The sequence below is a fragment of the bacterium genome (assembly GCA_021372775.1).
GTDB lineage: Bacteria > Acidobacteriota > Polarisedimenticolia > J045 > J045 > JAJFTU01.
The window spans coordinates 1-23,494 of sequence record JAJFTU010000402.1; the positions used below are offsets into that span (position 1 = coordinate 1).

The 23,494-nt window shown below is 67.9% G+C and carries 39 protein-coding genes; 3 read left to right on the forward strand and 36 right to left on the reverse strand.

The window, feature by feature from the left end; genetic code table 11:
* Positions 1 to 42: 42 nt before the first annotated feature.
* The 32 genes from LLG88_13405 to LLG88_13560 form a co-directional block, all read right to left on the reverse strand.
* Positions 43 to 354, reverse strand: coding sequence for a hypothetical protein (locus tag LLG88_13405; protein ID MCE5247904.1), 312 nt, complete (start codon positions 352 to 354; stop codon positions 43 to 45).
* Positions 354 to 611: a hypothetical protein gene (locus tag LLG88_13410; protein ID MCE5247905.1), complete on the reverse strand. Its 258-nt coding sequence runs from the start codon at positions 609 to 611 to the stop codon at positions 354 to 356. Before LLG88_13410 ends, LLG88_13405 begins: the two co-directional genes overlap by 1 nt.
* Positions 608 to 874: a hypothetical protein gene (locus LLG88_13415; protein MCE5247906.1), complete on the reverse strand. Its 267-nt coding sequence runs from the start codon at positions 872 to 874 to the stop codon at positions 608 to 610. Before LLG88_13415 ends, LLG88_13410 begins: the two co-directional genes overlap by 4 nt.
* Positions 871 to 1,302, reverse strand: coding sequence for a terminase small subunit (locus tag LLG88_13420; protein ID MCE5247907.1), 432 nt, complete (start codon positions 1,300 to 1,302; stop codon positions 871 to 873). Before LLG88_13420 ends, LLG88_13415 begins: the two co-directional genes overlap by 4 nt.
* Before the next feature lie 100 nt (positions 1,303 to 1,402).
* Positions 1,403 to 1,867 (reverse strand): hypothetical protein, encoded by a 465-nt coding sequence (locus LLG88_13425; GenBank protein ID MCE5247908.1) that lies wholly within the window; start codon positions 1,865 to 1,867, stop codon positions 1,403 to 1,405.
* A gap of 2 nt (positions 1,868 to 1,869) precedes the next feature.
* Complete coding sequence (locus LLG88_13430; GenBank protein ID MCE5247909.1) at positions 1,870 to 2,103, reverse strand: hypothetical protein; 234 nt, start codon at positions 2,101 to 2,103, stop codon at positions 1,870 to 1,872.
* 110 nt (positions 2,104 to 2,213) lie between these two features.
* Positions 2,214 to 2,588: a hypothetical protein gene (locus tag LLG88_13435; protein MCE5247910.1), complete on the reverse strand. Its 375-nt coding sequence runs from the start codon at positions 2,586 to 2,588 to the stop codon at positions 2,214 to 2,216.
* A gap of 112 nt (positions 2,589 to 2,700) precedes the next feature.
* Positions 2,701 to 3,339 carry a hypothetical protein gene (locus LLG88_13440; protein ID MCE5247911.1) on the reverse strand — a complete coding sequence of 213 codons (639 nt, stop codon included), beginning with the start codon at positions 3,337 to 3,339 and terminating at the stop codon, positions 2,701 to 2,703.
* Positions 3,340 to 3,348: 9 nt separating this feature from the next.
* A complete protein-coding gene (locus LLG88_13445; protein MCE5247912.1) occupies positions 3,349 to 3,534 on the reverse strand; it encodes a hypothetical protein in 186 nt (61 codons plus the stop codon).
* A gap of 107 nt (positions 3,535 to 3,641) precedes the next feature.
* The gene (locus tag LLG88_13450) at positions 3,642 to 3,920 is read right to left on the reverse strand and encodes a hypothetical protein (GenBank protein ID MCE5247913.1); all 279 of its coding nucleotides are present in this window, start codon (positions 3,918 to 3,920) and stop codon (positions 3,642 to 3,644) included.
* Positions 3,913 to 4,113 (reverse strand): hypothetical protein, encoded by a 201-nt coding sequence (locus LLG88_13455; GenBank protein MCE5247914.1) that lies wholly within the window; start codon positions 4,111 to 4,113, stop codon positions 3,913 to 3,915. The genes LLG88_13450 and LLG88_13455 overlap by 8 nt, the downstream gene beginning before the upstream one ends.
* A complete protein-coding gene (locus LLG88_13460; protein ID MCE5247915.1) occupies positions 4,110 to 5,384 on the reverse strand; it encodes a hypothetical protein in 1,275 nt (424 codons plus the stop codon). Before LLG88_13460 ends, LLG88_13455 begins: the two co-directional genes overlap by 4 nt.
* A gap of 18 nt (positions 5,385 to 5,402) precedes the next feature.
* Entirely contained in the window at positions 5,403 to 6,299 is an 897-nt protein-coding gene (locus tag LLG88_13465; protein MCE5247916.1) for a hypothetical protein, read from the reverse strand.
* Positions 6,300 to 6,350: 51 nt separating this feature from the next.
* The gene (locus LLG88_13470; GenBank protein ID MCE5247917.1) at positions 6,351 to 6,503 is read right to left on the reverse strand and encodes a hypothetical protein; all 153 of its coding nucleotides are present in this window, start codon (positions 6,501 to 6,503) and stop codon (positions 6,351 to 6,353) included.
* On the reverse strand, positions 6,497 to 7,768 hold the full coding sequence (locus LLG88_13475; GenBank protein MCE5247918.1) for a DEAD/DEAH box helicase: 1,272 nt from the start codon (positions 7,766 to 7,768) through the stop codon (positions 6,497 to 6,499). Before LLG88_13475 ends, LLG88_13470 begins: the two co-directional genes overlap by 7 nt.
* Positions 7,765 to 7,950, reverse strand: coding sequence for a hypothetical protein (locus LLG88_13480; GenBank protein MCE5247919.1), 186 nt, complete (start codon positions 7,948 to 7,950; stop codon positions 7,765 to 7,767). The genes LLG88_13475 and LLG88_13480 overlap by 4 nt, the downstream gene beginning before the upstream one ends.
* Entirely contained in the window at positions 7,947 to 8,603 is a 657-nt protein-coding gene (locus LLG88_13485; GenBank protein MCE5247920.1) for a hypothetical protein, read from the reverse strand. Before LLG88_13485 ends, LLG88_13480 begins: the two co-directional genes overlap by 4 nt.
* Positions 8,604 to 8,620: 17 nt before the next feature.
* Positions 8,621 to 9,175: a hypothetical protein gene (locus tag LLG88_13490; protein ID MCE5247921.1), complete on the reverse strand. Its 555-nt coding sequence runs from the start codon at positions 9,173 to 9,175 to the stop codon at positions 8,621 to 8,623.
* Complete coding sequence (locus LLG88_13495) at positions 9,111 to 9,713, reverse strand: hypothetical protein (GenBank protein ID MCE5247922.1); 603 nt, start codon at positions 9,711 to 9,713, stop codon at positions 9,111 to 9,113. Before LLG88_13495 ends, LLG88_13490 begins: the two co-directional genes overlap by 65 nt.
* The gene (locus LLG88_13500) at positions 9,707 to 10,831 is read right to left on the reverse strand and encodes a site-specific DNA-methyltransferase (GenBank protein ID MCE5247923.1); all 1,125 of its coding nucleotides are present in this window, start codon (positions 10,829 to 10,831) and stop codon (positions 9,707 to 9,709) included. Before LLG88_13500 ends, LLG88_13495 begins: the two co-directional genes overlap by 7 nt.
* Positions 10,828 to 11,142, reverse strand: coding sequence for a hypothetical protein (locus tag LLG88_13505; protein MCE5247924.1), 315 nt, complete (start codon positions 11,140 to 11,142; stop codon positions 10,828 to 10,830). Before LLG88_13505 ends, LLG88_13500 begins: the two co-directional genes overlap by 4 nt.
* Positions 11,139 to 11,561 (reverse strand): hypothetical protein, encoded by a 423-nt coding sequence (locus LLG88_13510; GenBank protein MCE5247925.1) that lies wholly within the window; start codon positions 11,559 to 11,561, stop codon positions 11,139 to 11,141. Before LLG88_13510 ends, LLG88_13505 begins: the two co-directional genes overlap by 4 nt.
* Before the next feature lie 17 nt (positions 11,562 to 11,578).
* The gene (locus LLG88_13515; protein ID MCE5247926.1) at positions 11,579 to 11,872 is read right to left on the reverse strand and encodes a hypothetical protein; all 294 of its coding nucleotides are present in this window, start codon (positions 11,870 to 11,872) and stop codon (positions 11,579 to 11,581) included.
* Between the two features lie 219 nt (positions 11,873 to 12,091).
* On the reverse strand, positions 12,092 to 12,562 hold the full coding sequence (locus tag LLG88_13520) for a hypothetical protein (GenBank protein MCE5247927.1): 471 nt from the start codon (positions 12,560 to 12,562) through the stop codon (positions 12,092 to 12,094).
* Positions 12,563 to 12,674: 112 nt separating this feature from the next.
* The gene (locus LLG88_13525) at positions 12,675 to 12,959 is read right to left on the reverse strand and encodes a hypothetical protein (GenBank protein MCE5247928.1); all 285 of its coding nucleotides are present in this window, start codon (positions 12,957 to 12,959) and stop codon (positions 12,675 to 12,677) included.
* 7 nt (positions 12,960 to 12,966) lie between these two features.
* Positions 12,967 to 15,492 (reverse strand): SMC family ATPase, encoded by a 2,526-nt coding sequence (locus LLG88_13530; protein MCE5247929.1) that lies wholly within the window; start codon positions 15,490 to 15,492, stop codon positions 12,967 to 12,969.
* Positions 15,482 to 16,693 carry a metallophosphoesterase gene (locus tag LLG88_13535; protein MCE5247930.1) on the reverse strand — a complete coding sequence of 404 codons (1,212 nt, stop codon included), beginning with the start codon at positions 16,691 to 16,693 and terminating at the stop codon, positions 15,482 to 15,484. The genes LLG88_13530 and LLG88_13535 overlap by 11 nt, the downstream gene beginning before the upstream one ends.
* Positions 16,690 to 17,268: an HNH endonuclease gene (locus LLG88_13540; protein MCE5247931.1), complete on the reverse strand. Its 579-nt coding sequence runs from the start codon at positions 17,266 to 17,268 to the stop codon at positions 16,690 to 16,692. Before LLG88_13540 ends, LLG88_13535 begins: the two co-directional genes overlap by 4 nt.
* A 9-nt stretch (positions 17,269 to 17,277) precedes the next feature.
* Positions 17,278 to 18,540, reverse strand: coding sequence for a hypothetical protein (locus LLG88_13545; protein ID MCE5247932.1), 1,263 nt, complete (start codon positions 18,538 to 18,540; stop codon positions 17,278 to 17,280).
* A 2-nt stretch (positions 18,541 to 18,542) separates the two neighbouring features.
* Positions 18,543 to 18,863, reverse strand: a complete 321-nt coding sequence (locus LLG88_13550; protein ID MCE5247933.1) for a hypothetical protein — start codon at positions 18,861 to 18,863, stop codon at positions 18,543 to 18,545.
* A 182-nt stretch (positions 18,864 to 19,045) separates the two neighbouring features.
* Positions 19,046 to 19,387, reverse strand: a complete 342-nt coding sequence (locus LLG88_13555) for a hypothetical protein (GenBank protein MCE5247934.1) — start codon at positions 19,385 to 19,387, stop codon at positions 19,046 to 19,048.
* 320 nt (positions 19,388 to 19,707) lie between these two features.
* On the reverse strand, positions 19,708 to 19,896 hold the full coding sequence (locus LLG88_13560) for a helix-turn-helix domain-containing protein (GenBank protein ID MCE5247935.1): 189 nt from the start codon (positions 19,894 to 19,896) through the stop codon (positions 19,708 to 19,710).
* A gap of 139 nt (positions 19,897 to 20,035) precedes the next feature.
* Between LLG88_13560 and LLG88_13565 the strand changes: the two genes are divergently transcribed.
* From LLG88_13565 to LLG88_13575, 3 genes are all read left to right on the forward strand, one after another.
* Positions 20,036 to 20,515: a helix-turn-helix domain-containing protein gene (locus LLG88_13565; GenBank protein MCE5247936.1), complete on the forward strand. Its 480-nt coding sequence runs from the start codon at positions 20,036 to 20,038 to the stop codon at positions 20,513 to 20,515.
* A 143-nt stretch (positions 20,516 to 20,658) separates the two neighbouring features.
* On the forward strand, positions 20,659 to 20,955 hold the full coding sequence (locus LLG88_13570; GenBank protein ID MCE5247937.1) for a hypothetical protein: 297 nt from the start codon (positions 20,659 to 20,661) through the stop codon (positions 20,953 to 20,955).
* Positions 20,952 to 22,049, forward strand: coding sequence for a tyrosine-type recombinase/integrase (locus LLG88_13575; GenBank protein MCE5247938.1), 1,098 nt, complete (start codon positions 20,952 to 20,954; stop codon positions 22,047 to 22,049). Before LLG88_13570 ends, LLG88_13575 begins: the two co-directional genes overlap by 4 nt.
* Positions 22,050 to 22,378: 329 nt before the next feature.
* Here the strand turns inward: LLG88_13575 and LLG88_13580 are convergent, their stop codons facing one another.
* The 4 genes from LLG88_13580 to LLG88_13595 form a co-directional block, all read right to left on the reverse strand.
* Entirely contained in the window at positions 22,379 to 22,627 is a 249-nt protein-coding gene (locus LLG88_13580; GenBank protein ID MCE5247939.1) for a hypothetical protein, read from the reverse strand.
* The gene (locus LLG88_13585) at positions 22,624 to 22,890 is read right to left on the reverse strand and encodes a hypothetical protein (protein MCE5247940.1); all 267 of its coding nucleotides are present in this window, start codon (positions 22,888 to 22,890) and stop codon (positions 22,624 to 22,626) included. Before LLG88_13585 ends, LLG88_13580 begins: the two co-directional genes overlap by 4 nt.
* A 73-nt stretch (positions 22,891 to 22,963) precedes the next feature.
* On the reverse strand, positions 22,964 to 23,227 hold the full coding sequence (locus LLG88_13590) for a hypothetical protein (GenBank protein ID MCE5247941.1): 264 nt from the start codon (positions 23,225 to 23,227) through the stop codon (positions 22,964 to 22,966).
* 53 nt (positions 23,228 to 23,280) lie between these two features.
* The gene (locus tag LLG88_13595; protein ID MCE5247942.1) at positions 23,281 to 23,493 is read right to left on the reverse strand and encodes a hypothetical protein; all 213 of its coding nucleotides are present in this window, start codon (positions 23,491 to 23,493) and stop codon (positions 23,281 to 23,283) included.
* Position 23,494 lies beyond the last annotated feature (1 nt).

Consider the following 23,494-nt stretch of genomic DNA (forward strand, 5'->3'; position numbering starts at 1 on the left):
CTACCGCCTCCCCGGCGACTGGCCAGGCGGCGAGGTCGGGGGTCACGGCGCGACCACCCTGGCGGAGAAGGGACGTGGCATCGCGATGGTGATGATGTCGCCGACTCGGAACGGGGCCTGCGGTGTCATCTGCAGCAGGTCGGCTTCGAGCGACCGATAGAAGTTCAGCCTCCGCTGAATAGCCGCGACTTCCTCCACGACGAGCCACTCGTGCAAAGCCAGGGCCGGCTTCGCCGGCAGGAAGATGCGCCTCGCCCCGGGCACCCAGAGCAGGCGGTCCACGTCCAGCGTCGACGTCACCGCAGCGCCGAGCGCGCCACCCACGAGCATCTCGAGGAAGCGGCGGCGGTCCATCAGTCGTCCCCCCACGCCTCGCCGGCCAGAAAGTGCTCGTCTTTCACGCGCTCCTCATCCAGCACACGGCACGCCAACTCGGGTTGGAGGACGCTGTAGCCGAAAAGCACGTCGAAGCGCACAACCGAGACGCGCGCCACGTCCCACTGCCGCACGAAACGCATCGACAGGCCCATCGGCGCAGGCGACGGCTTCCACGGCACGAGCGCCGCAGCCGCGAGACCGACGAGCGACGCGAGGAAGCCGCGGCGGTTCACACCCGCCTCCCGACCGCCGCGAACCCCTCGATGATTACGTCGTGGATGGCCTTCACGACAGCTCGCTCGACGAGTTCGGGTGTGATGACGGCCTCGACCTCGGCCTTGTGGTCGGAGACCACGCGCTCGACGATGCCGGCGATCGTGCGCTCTGCCGCTTCGCGCGCCGTGCCGTACATCAGGTCCACGTCATGCCTGGAAACGGAAACGGCGTAGTCGCGGCAGCCGGTAGCCGTGTTGTCGCCCAAGTCCTTGATGTTCACGCCTCGCCCCTCGCCTTCCGCGCCAGCGCGACGATCGCCTCGAGGTCCTTGGTGTCGAGTCGCGCGGCCTGCTCCGGCGTGAGCGGCACGAGGCCGATCGCGCCCTCGAGCTTCGTGCGGTCGGGGAACATGCCTTCCTGCTTCCCGAGCAGCTCAAGCGCCTTCACGATCACCGCCGCGGGCTTCGGGTCCTCGACGACGTCCACGGGCCGGAAGGCGATGGTGCGCAGCTTCTCGGAGATCCGTTCGGTCTCGTGCTCCGTGCGCTTCGCGAGCCGCGCCTTGCCCTCTTCGATCGCCTGGAGGACGCCTGGGTTCTGCAGGAGTTTGTACCCGTGCTGCTTCGCGCCGCGCGGCGAGTAGCCCGCCCGGATCGAGGCGGCGGCGGCGTTGAAGTCCTTGAGGTACTCCCGCGAGAAGGCCAACATGCGAGCGTCGTCGCCGGCGCCGCCTCGGCGAGACAGGCCGAGTCGCTTTGCGCGTGCCGGCTTCTTCGGTTTCCGCCCGGGTCGTTTCTTCGCCATCGTGTCACCCTCGGGGGATAAGCCCCTCCGCATCGCAGCGCGTCACAATCTGGCGCGCGATGCTGTCGACGACGCTCGCCAGTTGCTCCTCGTGCGGCTTGCCGTCGTCCGTCAGAGGGAGCATCTTTACGCCCCGCCTGAGCATCCACGCGAGCCCGGCATGAACCGACTCGTGCGTGATGATGCCCATGCGCAGACCCGGGCGCGCGAGGTAGATCAGGGCGAACTCGCCGGATAGGATGCGGCCGTCGGCGTCCGCGTGCGTGACGCGCGTCACCTGGCCGCCGAGTCGTCGACGGTCAACCGTGCGCCACCGCCGGCCGGCCGGTAGCGCCTGGTCGATGTGCCGGATGGCGTCGCGCATCGCTCGAAACGTGTCGAACACGTAGACCTTCGCGAACAGCCCCGATGCGGAAGACGGGTACACCCGGAACTTGAAGCGGTAGTCGGGGATGGTGAACCTCGGCATCCTCACCCTCGGTTCGGCCGGCCGTCGTGCGGGCAGAACGGCCAGGAGCCCACCGTCACCGGGACGCCACAGTCCGGGCACGGCGTCGGCGCCGGCGGCGGCTCGTGCGAGCGCCCCGCGAGCCGCGGCAGCATGTAGACCGTCCGCGGCGGCGTGCCGGTGTTGACCACGTGCTCGACGGTGCACGAGTGCCCGTCGGCATTGCGAACCCGTTTCTGTTCAGTGATGAGCGCCATCGACACGCACGGCGGGACGGTCGTGGGGAGAGGGACCTGCCGAAGGACAATAGAGGAACTCAGCGGGAAAGTCTAGTGGCCATCAGCTCCCGGCCGCGCCGTAAGCGCGGTCAATGGCGCACGCTGCCGTCTGGGGTGAACAGCATCACCGCCAGAATCCGGCGCAGGACAGCTTCGTTGGTCTTGATCGTCTCGTCGAGGCCATCTACGACCAGCTTCGCGGTCCGAGCCACGAGTTCCGGATCGGTACTGCGGTCCACTCGGACCGCAGCCCATGACTTGCCACGTTTCACGTACACGTTGGCGACCACTTCACCAGCGACCACCAGGATGAGGTCGACGGCAGGGTCTGCCGCCTGCGCCATTCGGACCGCTCCGGTCATGTCTGTGCAGTGGTCCCAAGGCAGGTAGTAACACGCGACGTGCCCTTCACAATCGACGAAGGACCTCACAAGCTCACATTGCAGCGTCTCGTTGAATGGCATGGTCGGTTGCCTCTCCGCCCCTCTTGCGGCCTCGGCGTGGGCTTCAACGCCGTCCCGGGCGCGTGCCCTCGCTCCTCTCCCCGAGGCGCCGAGGCCGCTCGATGGGGGTCTCCTACGCTGGCGCTGGCGACCCGAGATAGCGGTCGCTGAGTTCTCGCTCTGCCGCAACAGTGAGGTCCCTGTTCCGCCCACCGTTCCCATTCAGCGCCGGATTGAGATGCTTGATGAAGAACGCCTCCACGGTGTCCAGTTCGGATTCTGGGATGGGGATGAAGTAGGCTCGGTCGAATCTCTTACCACCAGCGCGATGGGTGACAACGCGCGACACCACCGACACCGACTGACCGACGTAGACAACTTCTTGGCCAGAGCACAGGAAATAGACACCCGGCGGCAGATACACAGCGGGGACCTCGATCAGGTTGAGCAGCGCGGCGATCGCGACTGGAGGGTCGGTCGTAATCCGCGCGTCAAGCGCGATCACGTGACACTCGACCGGCAGCGTCTTTCCCTCTACCTGTTGGAGAAGATTCCGGGCCGCCCACTGCTTCGATTCCTTCATCCGAAAGCGCGGAGCACCACCTTCGCACCGAAAGTGGGGCCAGTACCCCGCGTCGGCCAACTCGGTGATTCGGCTCGCCGAGATACCGAGCGCGCCTGCCAACTGCTCGGCGTCAACCAGCCCGCTTGGCCAGTCCTGGCAGAAGTGCGTCACCTTCAACTTCTGGAGTGGTCCATCGACCTGTGACATCTGGGTCTCCTACGCCTGGCTGTGATGCGAACAGGGTTTCAGCTTTCCCTTGACCGTGCTTTTCCACTCGCAGGGCTGGCAGCGGTAGTGCACGCCGATCGCCGTGTTGCGCCCGATGCGCTTCTTGTGGCCGCACGCCAGAATCGCGTAGGGCGGCTCGAGGCGCACGACGGGACGGGAGACCAGGTCGATCATCGGGGCTACCTCGCCGACAGGGCCGGGCGCACGGCTCCCACCTCGGAACACCCGAGGCTCCTTGCGGGGTCAGCCAGACCGCGCGAGCCATGCGCCCGGCCAACTCGTTACGTCCCGGCCTCCCCGCGCTGCTTCAGGACCGCTTTCACGTCCGCGATGGCCTCGCGGTAGCCGGCCATCGAAAGCCCGCACAGGAACCGAGTGGGCTTCAGGCCCGCCACGATGTCGAGGGTTTCCCTCGCCCCCTCTAGGCGGGCGGCGTCCAGCGCGGAGCGGATGAGGGCGATCTGTTCGTCCCATGACAGCGAGAAATCGCCAGTCATCCGCTGCGCGGTCACATCGGCCAGCAGCCGTGCCGCCGCGTCGTGCCCCGGTTGGTCAGGCATGGATGCCCCCTTTCCGCGTGGGGCTGAGCGGCTTCGCGCCGCGCACCTCGCGCGTCTTAACGAGCCGGTACTCGACGCCATCGACGCGCGGCTCTTGCCAGAGACGCTCCGCGACGAGCTCCATGAGCCGTGACGGGCGCGGCTCTACGTCCGAGGCGTGCTGGACCTCGACCGTGAAGGTGGTGATCGTCATTTTGCTTCCTCCCCGCCCGGTTCCAGGGCGGCGTCCCCGAGGAATATCGACCCTTCATCCGGGTAGTCGCTGTCGAAGACGTAGAGCCCGGCCCCGCTGTGGTGCTCCAGGCCGCCCTTCACAACAGTCACGGTGTCATCAGGCTCCATGTCGTGGGTGTCGATGAAGACCTTGGCCGCTTCGTGAAGCCGCTCGACCTCGGCCAGCGTGAACTCGATCTCCGTGCGGCCCGGCGGCTTCGTCTCCCGCTCCCCCTCGGGCGCGGGCGATAGGGCGGCTTTGGCGATGGCCTGTAGCGTGTAAACCGGATCGTTGTCCGGCGTGCGTCCCCCGTATGCGATGGCCCTCAGCGCCTCCCGCAGCGCCCGGCTCTCCTCCCGCGCCGCGTCACGCTCGGATTCGGCCTTCTCCATGCGCTTGACCAGGGCGCGTGCCGACGTGATCATCGCCGTGCCGCTGGCGGTACACCGCAGCACGTCAGCCAACTCGTGCGACTCGCAGTCCATCTCGGCCAGATCCTCGCGCAAGCGGGCAAGGTCGGCCCTCAGCCCTTCGTTCTCGGCGTAGAGCGTGGCGACCGCGCCCAACCCGGCATCGGCTACCTTCATCGCACTACTGCCGACCTTCGCGTTCTCAGCCAACTGCCGCTCCAACGCCTCGGCGCGGGCCAGCGCGGCGTCACGCTCTGCCGCTGTCTTGGCGTGCTCGCCGTATTCCACCGAGAGGGTGTCCTTCGCGGTTTGGAGCGAGGCCAGCGCGGCGGCGAGCGCGGCTTCCAACCGCTCGACTTCGCGGTATTGACACCCGCTGATGGCGCAGGGCGCGGCCACGCACTCGCCGTCTGGGGTCGTCACCATCGTCATCTTGCAGCCACGCAAGGCCAAGTCCCGCTCCCGCTGAAGCGATGACAGGGCCGAGGCGGCGTGCTCGCAGTCGAGGATGACGGCGGCAACCGCCTTCGCTAATGAGTTGTCATACGCTGGGTCTAGCGGCGCGTAGGCCCACAGCCCAAGCGTCTGCCGCACGCGCTGAAGCTTGGCGACGACAGCCGCGATCTCCCCCGTCTCGCCCGGCGGGGCGGCCGACAGCGCGGAGGCGGCGAGGCGGAGGTCGGCGGCTTGCGCCTCGGTGATGGCCGCGCGCTCACGGTCCAGCAGATAGCCACGCTGCCAGTCGGCCATCTGCTGACGGTCATCGGCTATCGCGTTGAGCCTCTGGCACAGCGCGGCCCGGTCAGCGGGGGACAGCGGGTTGTCGACTGCTTTGGTCATTGTTCGTCACCAGCCCGGCTAGGCCGTGCGGTCCAGGTCCGCGTCCGTCACGTCGTCATTTGCGGACTCAATCGGTTTGAATCCCCGGTGCTTGCGCTTCACCCGCTCCGAGTCGATGGCCTTGTTCACGCTCTCGCGGTCGTAGGGCACCTGGTAGTTGGCGCACCAGCTCTTGACCTCCTCGACGATGTCGCCCTCGTCGTGGCCGTCGAAGACGTCGACCCGGATGCCCTCACGCCGGATGACGGCGGCGATGGTGCGGACCTTCGGCCGCTCTCGCGTCCGCCGCCTGGTCGGAGCCTCCGGAATCTCCGGAATCTCCGGACCGGAGGCTCCGGGTTCCTCCGGTTCGCCCGGGGACTTTTCCACAGGCTGTGGAAATCGTGGCGCGCCAGCGCCACCGTTCTTGTCTCTTACGTGGTCGGGCCGGGCCGGGCCGGGTACGGTACTCGCGCCCGCGGGCGCGCGGAACTCAGGACTCCGCTCGGACTCCGCAATGTGTCCTTGTGGACTCCGCTCGGACTCTGTGCGGACTCTGCGCGGAACACCGACCCGAGGTTTCAGCCCAAGTCGTTCTCTCCGTTCGGTTTCCTTGCGCGCACGGTCCTTCTCGCGACGGGCCTGAACCTCGTCTGAGGCCGGGTTGTAGTCGTGGAAGTCGTGAATCTGAAATCCGCCGTCAGCCCGGTCCCAGAGGCCGACCGAGACCAGCGCGGAGGCCAGCGTGCCGGCTCGCTTCGACCATGTCTCGACGACGTCGAGGGGCAAGTAGCCGTCCGTGAGGTGCCGATTGGAGAAGCACACGCCGGACACGAAGAAGCCAAACGCGAGGAGCCGGCCGTCCGGACCGAGCCGCTTGCCGGCCTGGATGAACTTGAAGTGGTCGGGTGCCGAGTCGTCAATCTTCGCCCACATGATGAGGAGTCCCTGGTGGCCCTGGACTACTTTCAGCCGAGGCCGCGAAAATTAGTCCACCTGCTGCTGCCGCCTGAACCGCCGCCACGCTCGACGGGTGCGCTGCTCGCGCCACACCATCCAGCCGACCACCACGACGAGGTAGACCACGGCCGTCACGACGTAGCCGACGGTGACCGTGACCATCGCGTCGGGGGTCACCATCGGAACGCCTCCGCGGGGCCCCGCGCGGCCGCGGCCTTCCCGCCGCGGCGCCCGCCCCAGAACGCCGCCTTCCGCTTCCGCTTGTCGTCCTGGCCGAAGGAGACGTTGGTGAGCTGCCGGTCGCCCGAGAAGACCGCCCACAGGTCGTGCTTCTTGCCGGTGCGCTCGAGGCTCAGGCGCTCGATCGGCCCGAATTGCGTCGAGAGCCCGACCAGGTCCAGGACGACCGCAGAGACCTTGTCCGGCGCCGGCCGGATGGCGCGCCCGACCTGCTGGTAGTAGACCGCCAGGGACAGCGACGGCCGCGCCAGGACGACCGTGTCGAGCGCCGGGAAGTCGAACCCGGTCGAGAGCACGTTGACGTTCGCGACGACCTGGAACCCCCCGTGACGGAACGCCTCGACGAGCCCGGCCCGCTCACGGTCAGGGGTGTCGGCTGTCACAACCGCCGACGAGACGCCGGCGGCGAAGAGTCGCCGCGTGATCTCCTCGGCCTCGGCCTGGAATCGCGTGAACACCAGAATGTGCCGCCGGCCTTCCTGGGCGAGCGACAGCACCTCGGCCTCGAGCTTCCCCGCAAAGCCGCTGCGCTCGAACTCGTCTCGGATGGACTCGTCCGTGAAATCGCCGCCCGTGGTGTTGTACTTGAGTCGCGTCCGCTCGATCGCGGGCTTGACCCGGTAATCGACGGGCGCGAGGTAGCCGTCCCGCGAGAGGTCGCCGATCTGGGTGACGTGCACGACGTCGGTGAACAGGCGCGGCCGCGTGCGCGTCTGGAACCGCAGACAGGCGCCGAAGGAGTTGCTGGCGAGCCGGTAGGGCGTGGCCGTGAGCCCGAGGCAGCGCGCGTGCGCCATCAGCCGGATGAAGTCGTGGTACATCCCGCCCTTGGCGTTGACCAGGTGGCACTCGTCGACGAGGATGAACTCGACGTCGTGGAAGGCCTCGATATGCCGCACGACGCTGCCGATGGTGGCGAGCGTGACGCGCCCGCGCTCCCGGCAGCCCATCGAGTCGGACCAGACCGCCGGCTCGTAGCCGTAGGCGCGGAGCTTGCCGGCGTTCTGCTCGATCAGTTCCTTGGACGGCTGGAACACGACGCACGGCCCGGGCAGGGCAAGGGCGATGTTGGCCGCCAGGAGGCTCTTGCCCGAGCCCGTGGGCGCCACGATGAGGCCGTGGCGCCCCTTCAGCGCCGGGTCGGTCAGGTACGAGACGCCGGCGGCAATCGCCGACGCTTGGTAGGGACGAGGGTGGTAGATCATCGTGCCGCACTCCTCTTCGCTCGCAGCCTCCGGATGATGCCCGCGAGGCGCCGGTTCTTCAGCTTCACGTCGGCCACCTGGGCGGCCCAGAGCTGCGCCTTGCCCTTCCAGAACGCCACGTCGGCCCGAAGCCGCTCGAGCTCGGCGTGGCTGATGTTCGATGTTGGTGCGGCGGTAGTCATGGTTCCAGTTTGTCGGTCGGGGGCCGCCCGACGTCGATGAAGGCACGCAGGCCTCGGCTCCTCGAAGGGTGACGGAGTCGCCGCAAGGCGCGGTGTTCCACTTGCCGTATGTACTCGGGCGTCACTTTGAGCAACAGGCCGACCTCCCGAAGCGTTTTGGGGCTCTCTCCATTCAGTCCGTACCGCCACTCAACGACTTGGCGCTCGCGTGGCGGGATGGAGTCAAGGGCTCCCGCCAGCGCGGCCAACAACTCCTCCTCGGCAAGCGACGCCTCAGCCGTCGGCGCAACCAGCAATCTCTGGCGCGGTGCGGCAGCTAGAGGCAGGAAACGGTCAGAAGGGAATTCCAGCGCCACATGCACCGGCATCGCGTGCCGGTACAATTCTGGTGGGAACAGGTCTTCGGGGGAGTAAGCGCCAAGTTCGCAGAGCCGAACCGCCGTCCTTCGCAACAGGGGCCCGCGCCTCTTTTTCTTAGAATCCCGCCGTTCGTAGTAGGGGCTCTTCTTGAACGCAAGCAGAGCGCCAATTTGCGTGCACGAGAATCCCCGCGCCCGGCAGAAGGCTGCCACGCTGACGAACTCATCGAAGATGAGGTGATAGAGCCGAGCGTTCTTCAACTTCAGCTCTATCCGAATGTCGTTGTCGTCCATTGGTGTCCGGGCCGCTCCTACGCCGCCTTGCCGTCCTTCTTCTCGTCGAGCGGCAGCGCCTGCTGCGGCGACTGCCGCAGCGCGACCGCGAAGGTCTCGAGGTCCCGCTTCCAACACCCGTGCCGGCGCGCGATCTCGGCGAACTCCTCGAGGTCGTGCCGCCGGAGGCGGTACATCTGCCGGCCGCGCTCGTCCACCTCGGGCTCGCCGGTCGTCTTGTCGTACTTCATCGCGCCGTGGCAGAGCTCGTGGTCGATGAGCGCCTTGCGCTGCGCGTCGCTGACGCCGGCGTCCTCGATGAACTGGCGGTTGAGCAGGAGCACGAAGTCGTAGGCGGCGAACTCGCGGTCGAGGTCACTCGCCCTCTTCAGGCGGCCGAGCGTGACGCGGCCGTCGACGTCGGGCTTCCAGCCGGTCGCCCACGCGAGCGCGACGCGCGCCTTCGCGAGGTCCTCGTGGAAGGCGTCGCGCAGCTCCTTGAGGAAGCCGTAGAGGCGGACGCCCGCGTCACTCTTCGGGTCGATGATCCGGTAGTTGACCTTCTTCGGGCCCTTCGGCTTGCGCGTTCTCATCGTCGTTGTCCTCCTTGCCAGGGTTGCGTTTCAGGATGCCGTCGACATCTTCGGGGCAGGCGACGCTGTCGGCGACGGCCACGGCCAGCGCCAGGGCGGACCAGGCGTGCCCGTGCACACCGTAGAACGCGCCCGGTTTCTTCTTCGTGCCCGGCGCGCCAAAGCGGTCGAGCAGGGTCTGCCGGATGTAGGACTCTTTCGCGTGGCGGGAGTGGCAGAAGTAGCGGGAGACGTCCCCGAACTCGACGAGGAACGGGTCCCGCCCGCCGGCCAGGCGCCAGTACTCCGCGACCTGGCCCGAGAAGAACACGGTGTCGAGCAGCGCCCGGCCGGCCGGCCGGCCGAGGGCTTGGGCCCGCTCGATCGCGAGGATGACCAGCGCGTGCTGCTGCTGCAGGCGCAGCGACCGCGGCAGGATGGCGCGGAGCAGGACGTCGTTCTTGATGGCCGTGCCGGACTCGAGGACCTTCGGCTCGGCGTGGTCCCACACGACGTAGCCGCTGGTCTCGGGGCCCGGGTCGACCCCCACAATCACCATGACGCCACCTCCCGTAGCGCGAGCTGTAGATTGCTTGTGCGCTCGCGTGCCAGTTCGTCCAAGTACTTCGGGTTGATGTCCGCGCCGAGAAACCGGCGCCCGTGTCTCAGCGCCACGCGCCCGACTGTCGCCGTGCCGCAGAACGGGTCCAGCACGGTGTCACCGGGCCGGCTGCCGGCGAGGATGCACGGCTCGACCAGCGCCTCGGGCATCACCGCGAAGTGTGAGCCGCGGTAGGAGCAGGTCGGGATCGTCCAGACGGTGCGAGCGTTCCGGCCACGCTTCACGCTCTCGGCGTCCAACGGTTCGCCGTTGAACCGATACGTCTTATGGCCGTCCGCTGCGACTTGTCGGATGCTGCGCCCGCGCTTCAGCGTGGCCGCGTGGTAGGGCTCGCAGATCGCGGCTTTGTCGTAGTAGTACCGTTCCGACTTCGCCAGGAGGAACAGGTGTTCGTGCGCCTTCGTCGGCCGGTCTGTTACCGACTCAGGCATCGGGTTGGGCTTCGACCAGATCACATCCGAGCGCAGATACCAGCCGTCCGCTTGCAGCGCGAAGGCCACGCGCCACGGGATGCCGATGAGGTCCTTTGGCTTGAGACCTGGCAGGGGCATCCGGTTCGGCGGCGTCATCAACCCACGCAACCGCCAAGACTCGCCTTGCTTGCCGCCGCCCGGGCGCTCGCCTACCGAACCGCCGCCTGTCGCGTAACTGTCCCCCAGATTCAGCCACAGCGTCCCGTCATCCTTCAGCACGCGCCGCACTTCGCGGAAGCACTCCACCAGCGTGGCAACGTATTCCTCGGGCGTGCGCTCAAGGCCGATCTGGCGATCGATGCGAACAGCCCCGCACTTGGCGCACAATTCGCGGTACGGTAGGCCAAGCGCCGGCTCAACGGCTGGAGAGTCGTGGAACGTCCCGCCGCTCGCGGCCCTGTCGCGTCCTCTGCCCCTGGTTCTGATTTGCTCCTGCCGGTGATCGCACTTGGGATCGCCGCCTTCCCATGTCGCCGTGCCGTAGTCCCGCAGTCCGTAGTACGGCGGCGATGTAATGCATGTCTGCGCTGAAGCGTCAGGGAATGGCAAGCGCCGAGCGTCCGCGACGACGAGCTGAATCACGCGGCCTCTCCGTCTGCCACGCTCGAGCGGGTTTCGAAGAATCCGGCCAACTCCGGGTAGTCCCGCATGAGCAGGCGCGCGTAGAACGCGCGGTAGTTGTTGTTCAACTTGAAGGGGTCGGTGCCGTCGGTCTCAAACCGACTCCACCAACGGAGGCGCTCGAAGAGCGCGCCGATGCCGAAGTGGCCGCGGCCTGTCGCCTTGGCGGCCACCGCGAGCTCGGCGAGCTTGCGGTACACGTGCGGGTTCGCCTCGTGGAACGCCAGGAACTCACGCTCGAGGCGTTCTTCGAAGAGCGGCAGGTGGCTCACGCGGACATCTCCCATCGCAGTTTTCCCTGCAGCGGGTGCTTGTCTACGCGGGGCCGCGACTCGCACGACCATGAGCGCCCGCGCACCTGGCCGACCAACTTCCAACCGGCCGCCCTGAGACTTGTACCCGGCTCGGTGTCGAGGATGTAGGTGACGACCTTCCGGTATCCCATCGCCCTTGCCGCTCGCCAAGCTGCCGCGTAGAGGCAACTGCAAGCGTGCGGCGTGCCGTCCGTCGCTACCCGCGTCACTTCCAATGTCCAGCCGTCATCGAGCATCCGCGCGACGGGCCGCCCCACCATCGCCACTCCGACCACGGTCTCGCCGGCCGCGCACGCGATAGAGAACTTCACGCGCACGGGCGGCTGGTGGTGCCGGTGGTGTTGACGGACGAACGCGCACGCCTCGTCGAACGACACCGGAACCACGGATAGCCTCACGCCGTCACCGCCACGCGCCGCGTCTGCGCCTCGGCGATGGACGCCCGCTGGACGGCCCGGGCGTAGGCGTCGGCCTGCGCGCGGGTGCTCTTGACCATCTGAGAGAGCCCGACGTTGCCCGGCGCGTGGAACCGGCCGGCCTCTTCGAGCGGGTGCGGGCGCGACGCTCGCCCGAAGTTGCAGGCGTAGACGTCGTCGCCGATGAGCGTGCGCGGGTCGGACTTGTCGCCACGCCAGATCGGGGCGCGGAGCACGTAGCCGTCAGCCTGGACGAGTGCTTCGGTCGTCATTGGAGCCTCCACCGGAATCGCCCCGCGGCGTCCTCCAACCACTTCGACCCAATCAGAAGCGCGACGAAGACCGGCACGCCGACGAGCAGCCAGAGCGAGCGGAGGCGCGTCACCGCCCCGCCCTCCGCCGCAGCACCTTGGGCCAGTCGATGATGATCACCGCCAGCGCGCAGGCGGCCAGCACGCCCCAAACGCCGACCGTGAAGAGGTCGGCGAGGTTCACAGCAGCCTCGCGTCCGGCGCGGCGCTGGTGTCCGGAGGGGGCGGGGGCAGCACGCTATTCGGACAGGCCGGGTCCGGTCCGGCGACGGCCGCTGTCAACGTGGGCGCCGACTCGCGGCACACGTGCCGCGCGTAGGGCCGGCCGTCCTTCGTGACGGCGACGGGACGCCCGCACTTCGAGCAGGGCATCATCCGGCGGCCGCCTTGCGTCGTCATCAGCGCCTCGAGGTCCTTGTGCGCGGCGGCCAGGTCGTACTTGGTCTGAGCCAGTTCAAGCTTGGCCTGGTCCAGGAGCCGACCGAACGCCACGCTGGCCCGCTGATGCGCGTCCACCATCTCGAAGTAGGCCGTGGTCTGCGCCTTCACCCACCCGCGCAGTCGCTTGATGTCCGTGTGTTGCGCACGCACGCACAGCAGCAGAAGCGTTGCCCCGATGGCTGCCAGCCAAAATAGGAAGGTCATCGTCATTCTCCTGAGCCGAGCCGGGCGGTTACACACCGCCGCGCCTGTCAGGCCCCGGCGCCGCTCTCCCGGTCGGCGCTGGATCTACGCCCCGCTGTGGCAGCGGGCGGGTCGGCCGCTAGTCCTCGTAGAGTCGTCGCTCCGGAGGCGGCTCCGGGGCGGGTTTCGGCCGCTTGAAGTCGTCGCGTTTCTCGCAGGTCCGCCAATGCACGAGGTCCGCCGAGACCACCTCGACATCGCCGTCGTGCTCGAGCACTTCCGGCGCCTCGTCGAACGGGATCGGCCGTCCCGCCTCGGTGGCGCACCACCAGATCGCGCGCTGGCAGCCACGGCACTCGCTCGCGCCGCGGCGTCTCGAGCCGCGTGCGCCGTTCACGAGGATGCGGACAGTTTTCGAGGGCATGGGGGCCTCAGTCCGCGTAGGGCGGCAGCGCGACCGTCACGCGGCCGTCCTCGAACCGCAGTTGCGCGTCGGCCATCGCCGCCGCGTCGGCGTTGTGGCTGATGAAGTAGATCCGCTCGAACCCGCCCACCTCGAGCACGCGGCGGAGCATCGGCACGTAGCGCGAAGCGTTCTCCGGGTCGAGCGGGCCCGTCGTCTCGTCGCGCCAGCAGGTCCGGATCGGGTTGCCGTTCCGCGTGTTGATGTAGAGGCTGATGGCGTTCTTGAGGGCTTCGTCCACGACGATCTGTTCGCCGCCGGAGAGGTCGCCGAGGTCCCGCGCGTCGCCGCCCCGCTCGTTGTCGAGCACCTTGACTTCGAAACTCTCCTTGACGCCCTTGCCTGACGCCTTGGCCTCCTGGGTGACGAGCTCCACCGAGAACCTCGGCCCGTAGCAGGACGTGAGCAGGTCGTTGGCAAAGGCCGTGACCGTCGGGCCGGCCGCGTCGATTTCGAGGACCGGCAGGCCGTCCCGCCCGAGCGCCTTGGCGAGCGTCTGCCACTCCAGTAGTTCGGTGTCGATGGCCGTGAGGCGCGTGGAGACGTCGGCGAGGTCCGCCCGGCGTGCGGTCAGGTCGGCTCGGTGCTGCGCCAGCGCCCGCTCGGCGGCGTCGACGTCGGCCAGGGCGCGGGTGGTCTCGTCCCACCGGGCGCGGAGGCCGGTCAGGGTCGCTTGGAGCGTCGCCGCCTGCTGGTTCCCGGCGGCCGTGGCGGCGAGCGCATCCTTGGCCGCGACGTACTGGCCGGCCGCGACAACGAGTGCCGCCTCGGCCGCCGCGACCTCGGCGTCCAGCTTGGCCCGTGCGCTGGCGGCTCGATCATTGACGTTGCCGAGTTCCTCTTCGTAGCGGTCCTGGGCACCGATCCGATCGGCGCCGATGTCCTCGGCGCGGTCGGCGGCGCGCATCTCGGCGGCCTTGATATCAGCCTCGGCCGTCGCCGTCGTCTCGATGCGCTGCTGCTGCAGCTCGTGGATGCGCGCTTCGGCCGCGGCGAGTTTCGGCTCGAGCTTCACGGTCTCGAGCAGGTCGTTGCGCTCGAGCGCGAGCTTCGCCTGCGCCGCGATGGAGATGTCGAGCTTGCCCCTGAGGTCGGCCCGCTCTGCCGCCACGCGCCGCCGCTCGGCCTCTGCCGTCGGGACGGCGGCCGCCGCGGTCTTGAGGTCTGGGATCTTGGCCTCGGCCGCCTTGGCGTTGACCAAGAACTGACACGCGGCGAACTCGCCCGCTCCGCCGCACGGCACCTTTCCGAGCAGCGCGCAGTCGGCCTCGGCCCGCTGGCAGTCCTGCTGTGCCCGCTGGCCCTTGGCGAGGTTGGGCACGAGCACGTCCCGGTCTCTGGTGTCGATCGCCGTGATGGCGTCTCGTAAGTTCTGCTGGACCCGGGCCTCATCGGCGAGGATGACCGCAAGGTCGGCCGCCCGCTTTACGGCGGCGCGGATCGTGTCGGCCATCGCGACGAGGTCCCGGTTGTTCTTGAGGCGCCCGTCGAGCTCCTGCAGCGCGGCCGTGAGCTTCGCGTCGATGGCCGCGCGCTCGTCCTCGAGCGTCCGGCCGCTCTTGGCCTGGCGCGCGTCGAGGTCGACGATGGCGCGGTTGCGGGTGACTTCGATCCGTCGCCGCTCGAGCGTGAGCGCGCCGTCGAGCGCCGAACGGGAGGTGGACAGCCGATCGACCGTGGCCAGGGCGCCCAAGTGCTCGCGTTCGACGACCTGCACCCGCTGGTTGGCGAGGGCGTAGGCGGCGGCCTGGTCGGCGACCGTGGCGAGCTGCGCCTCGGCGTCGGCGATGGCCGCCCTCAGCTCGGTCTGTCGACCGACCGCCGCGACGCCGCAGGCGGTGATTCTCGTCATCTCATCGGCGAGAGCCTGGCCCTGTTCCGGCCCCGTCTGCCCCTGCAGGAAGTCCCGCAGCACGACCAGCTTGTTCCGGCTCGTCTCGGCGAGGCTGGCCGCCTTGCGCGCGATGTCGGCCATCGCCTCGTAGTGGTCGAGGCCGAGCAGCGTGGCGAAAAGCTGCTTCCGGCCCTTGCGGTCCAGCGTGACGAACGAGCCGGCCCGGTTCTGGCTGGCGAAGGCCGAGGCGAGAAGGACGTCGAGCCGCGGGAAGGCTTCGGCAACCGCGATGTCGTAGGTGCTCACTTTCCCGTCATTGACCGGGTCCATTGCGCCGTCGACCGTCTCGCGCGACAGGACGGCTTCGGACAGCCGCCGGACTCCGTCCACGTTGAGGCGGGCGTGATAGCGGGCGCCGTCATCGAACGAGAAGACAGCCTCAACGAACGAGTCGCGGTCGTGCGCGTAGTCCACAATCTCGCCGTCGCGCGACGCGAACCGGCGGTAGAGCGCGGCCAGGGGCGCCTCGAGTAGCGTGCTCTTGCCGGCGCCGTTCGGCCCGACGAGCGCCACGAGGCCGGTCGGGAGTGCGCGGAAGTCGATCACAACCTCGTCGGCGAAGCGGAGGATGCCCTTGACGGTGAGAGCTTCAAGCCGCATGGGACACCTCCTGCCGGGCCAGCGTCTCGAGCGCGGACAGCCGGCTCGTCACGTCGGCGATGATCTGCGCCGGGTCCTGGTGCTCGAGCGCGCCGAGCTTGGCCAGGACGCCGTCGGTGATGGCCGCGTTGGAGACGTTGCCCCACGCCTTGAGCTTGTCCGGCAGGGTGTGCGCCGCGGCGACTTCCGGCGCGCGCAGCGCGCGGTCGGGCACGGCGACCGGCTCGACCTCGAGGCGGAGCGCGTCGGCGAAGCGGGCGCGCACGCTGGCGTGGTCGAGAACTTCGCGCTCGGAGGCCGCGAACGTGTACGTCACCTTGACTTCACAGCCGGCCCACGACTCTGGATAGTCGGCGCTCGGTTCGAGTGTGAAGCCTTCGCGGCTCAGGACGCCGCGCGCCCGGAAGAGGCGCGGTGTGTCGACCGGACGAGACTCGAGTTCATGTTCCCAGGCTCCCCGATCATCGGTGTATCGAATTACTACGGTCCTCTTTGCCTCGTGCTCGCCGAAGTCCATCGGGCAGATCGACCCCGCGTACCACGCGCCGCCGATCTCTTGAGGAGCGTGGATGTGCCCCAGAACCTTCGGCACGTCGCCGAGCAGATCGAGCGCCGCGACGTCGAGTTCTAACTCGCGCCCGATATTCGGTTGGCCGGACGAGACGACGGCCCCGCCGATGTTGATGTGTCCGGCGAACAGAGGCAGGGCCGCGCCCGCGAGGCCAACCCCGAAGCTCCGCAGGATGTCGCGGAGGTACTCGTCGCCGACTTGTAGCGTCTGATCCGCGGTTGTGCCGGCGGCAATCAATCCCCCGCGCGACGGGTACGGCAGGCAGGCGACGGTCAGGATTGCGCTGGTCGGAGTTGGAAGTTGGATGACGATGGGCTGGTCGGCGACGGCAATCGGCCACGCGGCCGAGAGCTTCGAGAAGATCGTGGTGTCCCCGGTCTGTTCGTGATTCCCGACCAGCGCGCAGACGGGTGCTGCGGTAGCCATCCGCTGCAACCGTTCAGCAAGGGCGGCGCGGTCGGCCGGCGAAGAGCGTCCGTGGAACAGGTCGCCAAGGAGCACCCACGCCGCGAGGGCTGGCAGCGCAAGCCCATCATTGATGACCGCGTCGAGCGCGTCGAGCCGCGCCTGATTGCGCGGATGCGTGCTCTGGAGGTGTAAGTCTCCGATCGCGACTATTTCGTGCGTCATGCGCTCCTCCTCGCCGATGGACGCCGACCACCGCGCGACCGCCCGCGCTCGACGCGGTCACGAGTGTTATCCGCCTGGGTCCCGAGATAGAGATGGTCCGGGCGCACACAGGGCGGATTGTCGCAGTGGTGGTTGATTTGCAGACCGGGCGGTATTGGCCCGTTGGCGAGTTCCCATGAGAAGCGATGCGCCAGGACGCGGCGACCGGATACGTTCAGGTGCCCATGACCGAAGTGCCGAGTTGAGCCGGTCCATTCCCAGCAAGCGTCCGTCTTCCTGACCCTGGCCCAGAACCGCTTGACGATGTTCTCGCGGACGAGAACCGCCGAAGGATTGTGCCCGTGAACGTAAATCGCCTGATGTGAGCGGTACTTGGCGAGCGGCAAGACCTGTCCACAGCCGCAGGCGCACAGCGGGGCCTCGGTCAGAGCCGGCCTCGTCTGAGGTCCGTGACCGAGAACGTAGGGCTTCGGCTCGCCCTTGATGTAGCCGAGGCGAGTGCTGCTCTGTGCGGCGATCGTGGTCTTCTGTCCGCACCCGCACTGGCAGAGGCCGCGAGGGATGGTCGTTTCCATCGTCGGCTCCTAGTACTGGCCCGCGATGTCGGCGTCCGTCGGCCCGTCTTCGTCGAGCGGGAGCGACGGCTGTGCGCGGCGCAGTTCGACGATGTCGACCCCCCACTTGCTGTCTGTCGTCGTCACGTCGACCGGCGCCTTCGCCTCCATCAGTTCTTTGGCGAGCTTGCCGACGTTGGTGTCAAAGGTGTGCACCTCGCGGCCGTCCGAGAGGGTGATGAAGTGGCGCGTGTAGGGCTTGCCGCCCTTGCTCGTGATGTTGCCCTGCGCGTCCTTCTTTTCGGCCGTGACGTCCGACTTCAACCTGATGTTGGTGATCGTCGGCCCGGTCGGCTCCGCCGGCTTCGGTGCATCAGCCGGGGCCGCCGACGCCGCCGCGTGGCCGTTGCCGTTCGAGGGCTGCGCCTGGCCCACGAGTTCGCCCGTCGCTGTATCGACCTTCCCGGATGGCGTGTTGACCGTCTCGACGCGCTTCGCCTCCACGACGATGTCGTCCGCCCGACCCGCGCCGACCTGGCGCGCGTTCGGGTAGAGGGCGCTGGACCCGGCGAGGCCGCGCTCGGCGACCATGCGCCGCTGCTCGGGGTCGTTCGGGTCGGCCTGGAACGCCACCCGGATGACGACAAAGGGCTTCTGCAGGTCCTTGATGGTGTACTTCTGTCGGATCCCCAACTCGCGGATCGCGGCGTTCTTGGCCTTGCTCTCGCAGACCCGAGCGCCGTTCTTGCGCGCCTGGATGATCTGTCGTTCGTCGAATCCCTTGAGCGCCGGGCTCCCGTCGCGGAGGTCCAACTCGAAACTCGCGTCGACGTTCTGCCTGGACCCGTCGGATGCGACATACCACCCGACCGCCCTGAAGGACCAGAGGTAGCGTTCCTTTCTGTCGTCGGTTTGCCCGACGCTCGTGTCCCATGTGATTCCGGCCGCCTGGGAAATTCGGCGCAGCCCCACCTTGCCGATCGCGGCCTCGCCAGCCGACAGCCAGGGCACCCCGCGGCCATCCCGAGGGTCCGGGGGGGCGCTGTAGATTTCGCCGCCGATGCCCTTCTTGTCGACGGTCGTGTCGAGCACGACGAGCGTCGCCCGTGCGGCGTACTGCGGCGGGAGTGCCGACAAATCGACCGGGCTCAGAACGTGCGCGTACTGCTGCCACTCGCGGATCTTTGCCGACAGGACGGCCATGTCGGTGATGACTCCGCGCGTCGACTCTTCGAGCCGCGCCAACGCCGTCGTGTTGTCGCCGGCGCGGGGATCTTTCGGTTGGTCTGCCATGACTACTTCTCCTGAATTTCGATTTCACGAACGCGGGCGGGCACGACGTCTTCGAACTCGGCGTCGAGGACGTGTCCGTAGTAGGCATCGACGATCTCGCGCTCTGGTTGTGGGCGGTCCGGGTCGTTCTGCAGCTTGAGGACGGCCAGGATCAACCGCTTGGCTGTCAGCCGGTCGAGTCCCGGGTAGTGGTGGGCTACGACCTTGCGCGCCCGCAGCATCTCCGGGGGCTCCGGTGGCGGGTCGAACGCCCGCATGAACGACTCGATCGCCACGAGTGGACCCATGTAGGGTGCGTGCGGTAACCTGTTGTTGTCGGGCACGGGCACCTCCTTTGCTCTGCCTGATGGGCCGCGCTGTCACGCGGCCTTTGCTGTCTCCAAGGCGGGGCGGGCGGAACCGCGCCGGACCATCCGGCGCTTCATTCGGGGACTTGTCGGGGCCGACGCAGCCGCCCAGTGTCCCGCCCACCCCTGTCAGCCGTTCCCAGTCGGCTGCATCTCGTCTACCCGACGCGGCGGCGGCTCGTCGCGGCGCCGCCCAACTCTGCCTTCACCATCGCGCGCTGGCCGACCGCCTCGAAGATGAGGCGGAGCCACTGAATCGCGCTTTCTGGCACCACCGGCACGCCGAACCGCGCCACGAAGCGCGCGGCGAACGCGCGCCCGACGGGCGGATCCAGCAGGAGCAAGCGATCGGCGAAGACGTGCGCGTCGCCGTGGACCATGCGGCTGATTGCCGCTTCGTCGCACTTCAGGGCGGCAGCCACTTCCTGCGGCGTGGTCCCGACGTCGCGCATCGCGCCCTGGAACATCTCGCCGATTTCGCGTGATTGCTCGTTCAACATGGCTGCCCTCGCTCACTCGCAATTTCCTTGCGAGCATTCCGCCCGGTCGCAAGACGTTTGTGAGCACACGTGTTCCGAATGTCCTACCGTGGAACCGTGCGACGCACGACCAGCCCGACGACGACGCGGCGATCCGAGCGCGGTGCGGTGCATCGCCTCGCGGACGCGCGCGGGTTCGAACCGATTGGTGGTGCCGGCGATGGGCGGGACCATCGGGGTCCCCGCGTCGGCTCGACGCTTGAACGTGCGTTTCGATACGCCAAGGACCGCACAGACCTGCGCGAGGTCCATCGCCGGCTCGATGGGATGCAGGGGGGCCATCATGCCGCCTCCGTCGAGCGCAACAGGTAGCGGCGGACGGAGTAGCCGAGTGCGTCAGCCAGGACCTTCGCCGTCTGGGCCGTCTGGCGCTCTCCCGAAAGGAATCGAATGACGGTCATGTCGGCAACTCCGGCCCGCTGCGCGAAGGTCGATTTATTCCAGCCCTTCAGCGCCATGTCCTCGGCCATCAGTTGCGCGTTGAATCTCACAAGCGGGGTGCGTGTTCGCATTGCAAACAGGAGATTACGCTCTGGCGCTCGCAATGTCAACAACTATTTCCAACCGCTGTCAACAATGCAAACAGGGGAAGTGGTACCATCGCCGCACATGCCAGAGCGCCCTGTCTTCCATGCTGCCTTTGGCCAATTCCTCAAGGAATTGCGCGAGAAGCACGGGCTGACGCAGAGCAAGGCGGCGGGGATTGCCAAGCGGCGGGGGACCCCTGCGATCACTAGACAGGTCCTAATCCAGCTTGAGGATGGGCGGGTCAAGAGCCTAAAGCCCGAAGTGCTGAAGGGGCTCGCGGCGCTCTATGAAGAGGAATACGAGCACCTGGTCCGCCGATGGGTCACCGCTCAGTACGGCGTGGACATCGCAACCGAGGCCCCGCTGCCGGCCGGAGCCAGGGTGCTCTCAGTGAACGAGGCTGAGTGGTTGAAGCGCCTCGAGGCGTTGTCCGAGCCGGACAGGGAAATGGTGAGGGGCTTCATCGACAGGATGCTCGGCCGAGGCGTATCGAACGGCGCCGAGTTTCCCGTCGGCCAGAACATCGAGCGTCGCTCCGGCAAGGATCGTCGTGCTAGCTGAGTGGCGGACGAGGCGGAGCCTTTAGGGGCAACGCGGGGGTACTTATGATGTGGATAGCCTGGTGCGCGCTGGTTGGCCAGTTGTCTGTTCCACAGACCCCGGTTCGGGTGGTGTGGAGCGGAACCGATGTAGTTGGAGGCCAGGTGGCTTCTGCCGTCCGCGACGCGATCGCCGTGTCGCCTCGATACCGATCGGTCGACACCTTCCCGCCGGGAACCATAACGATCATGGTGGCTACGCTGGACACCAACGAACGAGGCGTCTCCGGCGTCAAGTCAGCGGTGTCAGTCGCCTTTGTCGGCATCACGGAGCCGCGCAACTACTTCGGCGGGCATCTCTACGTGAGCGGCATTGACCGTGTTGGCGACCTGGGGCGCGGCATCCTCTCCGATCTCGACAATGACGTCTCAAACAGGCGGCGCGAGATCGCCACAAAGTGAGCCCGCGTACCGGCCCGCGCGTCCGCATTGGCAAGTGCCTCTACCGTGACGCCACGGGCCTATCCGCCGTCGTCAACGTCGGCGACCTGACCCGCGAGCGACGGTTTCCGCTCGAGACGCCGCGCGACCGGGTCAAGCTGTGGCAGGACGAGACCCGCGTCGCGCTGAGAAAGACGGTGTCGTCGCCGACGCGCGGGACCTTCGCGGCCGACGCCGCGCGCTACCTCCGGGCCGTGAAAGCGATGGCCGGCATCGACGAGCGGACGAAACAGATCGAGGCCTGGGTCGGCGAGATCGGCCATCGTTACCGTGACCGAATCGCGTCGAGCGAGATTCGCGCGGTCCTCGAGCGGTGGAAGGAAGAGAAGGGTTGGTCGAGCTCGACGCTGAATCACTACCGGACGGCCGTTCAGCACTTGTGGAACGTGCTCGACGGCAAGGGCGAGAAGAACCCGGTCCGCGGCGTGCCGCGCTACCGTGAACCGGACGCGGCGCCGCGGGGTCTGCCGTGGCCCGCCGTTCTGTCGATCCTCCGCGCCATGCCGCCGAGCGTCACGCGCCTGCGCCTGGCGATCATGGCAACGACCGGGCTTCCTCATAGCACGCTCGGCCGGCTGGCGCACGCCGACGTTGACCTCGAGGCGCGGGTCTACCGTCGGCCTGGCCGTCAGAAGGGAGCGGGCGCGGTCGGCGCGCTGATGCCGCTCTCGAGGAGGGCTGCCGCCTACTTCCGATTGCTCGATCGCGCGGGTGGGTGGGGACCGTTCTCACGGGGCTCGCTGCGGCTGTCGTTCCTCCGGGCGTGCCGGGCGGCCGAGGCCGCCGCGGCGAAGGCTGGCGACAGGCTCGACCTGGCGGGCGTTCGCCCCTACGACCTCCGGCACTCGTTCGGCACGGCGGTCCTTCAGGCGACGGGGGATCTCCAGGCGACCAAGGAGCTGTTGGGGCACGCCGCGTTGAGCACGACCCTACGATACACGCGGGCGTCGGTCGCGCCGTCCGTCCTCGAGGCGCAGGCGAAAGTCGACCGCATTACGGCACCGAATCGTGGCACCGGAAAGCGTAAGAGAGAGCGCGTCCAGCAAGTCGTTTAGCACTAACACGTTACGTCACGTGCGCCCGTAGCTCAGATGGATAGAGCACCGGCCTTCTAAGCGAAATCTGGCCGTCCAGCCTTCGGCCACTTCCACGATTATCACGACAACGTGCGGCGTCGGCTGGCCCTGGCTGGCCACTACTGGCCACGCTCGGACGGCTAATTGTGGCACCGCATCGTGGCACGACGCGAGATCGTGGCACCGACGAGGATGAACAGGGGGACGGCTGCGCTGGCGGCCCTGCCACGAGCCGGACGCTGGACGGTGTCTAGGGGGTCCGGCGGTCCGCGTCGATTCTAGGGCCGCCTGCGCGGTCGGGTGGCCCGCTAGTCGACGAGGGTAGCCACTGGCAGTTCGAACGCCGACCGGTACGGTTCGGGATATTTCACCGTGACCCGATCGCCGGCTTGAACGCTGAGCGGGCCGTGAACGTTGAACAAGGAGCACGCGCCGTTGGCGGCCGGCCGAAAGCTGACGGTGATCGGCCTGGGCTCCTCCCGCGTACCGTCATCGTGGATGCACGTCACGGTCGCCGCTGGCGGGTCGCAGCTGGTGATGGTGATCTGGTACGTCACAAGTTCTCCCCGTTAGCCGAGATGCCGCCGAGCCGCGCAAGAAGCGTCTGCGCCATGGCCGGCTCACACCCGCGCTGAACGAGCCAGCCCTGCGCCTTCTCCTTTGAGACGACGGCAGATTCTTCCCCCGCCCACAGTTGAACCGAAAGAACGCGCACGCATCCAAAGGCGCGGTAGCCTGAGCGCACGCAAAAACGGGCGTCAGGCGTTTCGGCCGTGAGCGGGCCAGGGACGAACGTGCCGGCGGGAAGGTTTTGCCTCATTGGCATAAGTATGCGCCTGTCCATAATGAGTGGCGAATCCTGGCCAGCCGCAGGGCCACTTCTGGGCTGCCCGCTAATCGACAAGGGTGATGACCGGCAGTTCGAACGCCGACCGGTACGGTTCGGGATATTTCACCGTGAACCGATCGCCGGCCTGAATCGGGTAGCCGCGGAAGTCCAGCAGCGGCAACCATGCGTCCTCGGGATAGTCCGAACATGCCGAGAAGTCGGCCTTGAACGCCAGCGGCTCCGCCGGCTCCCGCGTGCCGTCGTCGTGGATGCGCGTCACGGTCGCCACGGGCGGGTCGTAGCTGGTGATGGTGATCTCGTGCAGCACGGCAGGAGTATACACCCGGCCGCCGAGGGGGCCGGCGGCGGCCGGGTGGTCGGCTAGGCTCCGGCCGGCGGTTCGGTCGGCGGCGGCAAGAGCGCGAGCAACGTCGCGTTGGCCATCCGTTCGTAGGCCCCGGTTTCGGCGAGCCGGGCGTCCATCATGTCGCGCGTGATGAGCGTCGGCTCGTTCGCCTTCGCAATCTCCTGTTCGATGATGGGCAGCAGGATGTTCTTCACGCCGGCCGCGAGAATCTTGGCGAGTTCCCCCATG

Bases quoted from the DNA above. Each gene is read 5' to 3' on its own strand.
- LLG88_13405 (MCE5247904.1), bottom strand. From the start codon at position 354: ATGGACCGCCGCCGCTTCCTCGAGATGCTCGTGGGTGGCGCGCTCGGC.
- LLG88_13420 (MCE5247907.1), bottom strand. From the start codon at position 1,302: ATGTTGGCCTTCTCGCGGGAGTACCTCAAGGACTTCAACGCCGCCGCC.
- LLG88_13425 (MCE5247908.1), bottom strand. From the start codon at position 1,867: ATGCCGAGGTTCACCATCCCCGACTACCGCTTCAAGTTCCGGGTGTAC.
- LLG88_13430 (MCE5247909.1), bottom strand. From the start codon at position 2,103: ATGGCGCTCATCACTGAACAGAAACGGGTTCGCAATGCCGACGGGCAC.
- LLG88_13435 (MCE5247910.1), bottom strand. From the start codon at position 2,588: ATGCCATTCAACGAGACGCTGCAATGTGAGCTTGTGAGGTCCTTCGTC.
- LLG88_13440 (MCE5247911.1), bottom strand. From the start codon at position 3,339: ATGTCACAGGTCGATGGACCACTCCAGAAGTTGAAGGTGACGCACTTC.
- LLG88_13445 (MCE5247912.1), bottom strand. From the start codon at position 3,534: ATGATCGACCTGGTCTCCCGTCCCGTCGTGCGCCTCGAGCCGCCCTAC.
- LLG88_13450 (MCE5247913.1), bottom strand. From the start codon at position 3,920: ATGCCTGACCAACCGGGGCACGACGCGGCGGCACGGCTGCTGGCCGAT.
- LLG88_13455 (MCE5247914.1), bottom strand. From the start codon at position 4,113: ATGACGATCACCACCTTCACGGTCGAGGTCCAGCACGCCTCGGACGTA.
- LLG88_13460 (MCE5247915.1), bottom strand. From the start codon at position 5,384: ATGACCAAAGCAGTCGACAACCCGCTGTCCCCCGCTGACCGGGCCGCG.
- LLG88_13465 (MCE5247916.1), bottom strand. From the start codon at position 6,299: ATGTGGGCGAAGATTGACGACTCGGCACCCGACCACTTCAAGTTCATC.
- LLG88_13470 (MCE5247917.1), bottom strand. From the start codon at position 6,503: ATGGTGACCCCCGACGCGATGGTCACGGTCACCGTCGGCTACGTCGTG.
- LLG88_13475 (MCE5247918.1), bottom strand. From the start codon at position 7,768: ATGATCTACCACCCTCGTCCCTACCAAGCGTCGGCGATTGCCGCCGGC.
- LLG88_13480 (MCE5247919.1), bottom strand. From the start codon at position 7,950: ATGACTACCGCCGCACCAACATCGAACATCAGCCACGCCGAGCTCGAG.
- LLG88_13485 (MCE5247920.1), bottom strand. From the start codon at position 8,603: ATGGACGACAACGACATTCGGATAGAGCTGAAGTTGAAGAACGCTCGG.
- LLG88_13490 (MCE5247921.1), bottom strand. From the start codon at position 9,175: ATGAGAACGCGCAAGCCGAAGGGCCCGAAGAAGGTCAACTACCGGATC.
- LLG88_13495 (MCE5247922.1), bottom strand. From the start codon at position 9,713: ATGGTGATTGTGGGGGTCGACCCGGGCCCCGAGACCAGCGGCTACGTC.
- LLG88_13515 (MCE5247926.1), bottom strand. From the start codon at position 11,872: ATGACGACCGAAGCACTCGTCCAGGCTGACGGCTACGTGCTCCGCGCC.
- LLG88_13520 (MCE5247927.1), bottom strand. From the start codon at position 12,562: ATGACGATGACCTTCCTATTTTGGCTGGCAGCCATCGGGGCAACGCTT.
- LLG88_13525 (MCE5247928.1), bottom strand. From the start codon at position 12,959: ATGCCCTCGAAAACTGTCCGCATCCTCGTGAACGGCGCACGCGGCTCG.
- LLG88_13530 (MCE5247929.1), bottom strand. From the start codon at position 15,492: ATGCGGCTTGAAGCTCTCACCGTCAAGGGCATCCTCCGCTTCGCCGAC.
- LLG88_13535 (MCE5247930.1), bottom strand. From the start codon at position 16,693: ATGACGCACGAAATAGTCGCGATCGGAGACTTACACCTCCAGAGCACG.
- LLG88_13540 (MCE5247931.1), bottom strand. From the start codon at position 17,268: ATGGAAACGACCATCCCTCGCGGCCTCTGCCAGTGCGGGTGCGGACAG.
- LLG88_13545 (MCE5247932.1), bottom strand. From the start codon at position 18,540: ATGGCAGACCAACCGAAAGATCCCCGCGCCGGCGACAACACGACGGCG.
- LLG88_13555 (MCE5247934.1), bottom strand. From the start codon at position 19,387: ATGTTGAACGAGCAATCACGCGAAATCGGCGAGATGTTCCAGGGCGCG.
- LLG88_13560 (MCE5247935.1), bottom strand. From the start codon at position 19,896: ATGGCCGAGGACATGGCGCTGAAGGGCTGGAATAAATCGACCTTCGCG.
- LLG88_13565 (MCE5247936.1), top strand. From the start codon at position 20,036: ATGCCAGAGCGCCCTGTCTTCCATGCTGCCTTTGGCCAATTCCTCAAG.
- LLG88_13585 (MCE5247940.1), bottom strand. From the start codon at position 22,890: ATGAGGCAAAACCTTCCCGCCGGCACGTTCGTCCCTGGCCCGCTCACG.
- LLG88_13595 (MCE5247942.1), bottom strand. From the start codon at position 23,493: ATGGGGGAACTCGCCAAGATTCTCGCGGCCGGCGTGAAGAACATCCTG.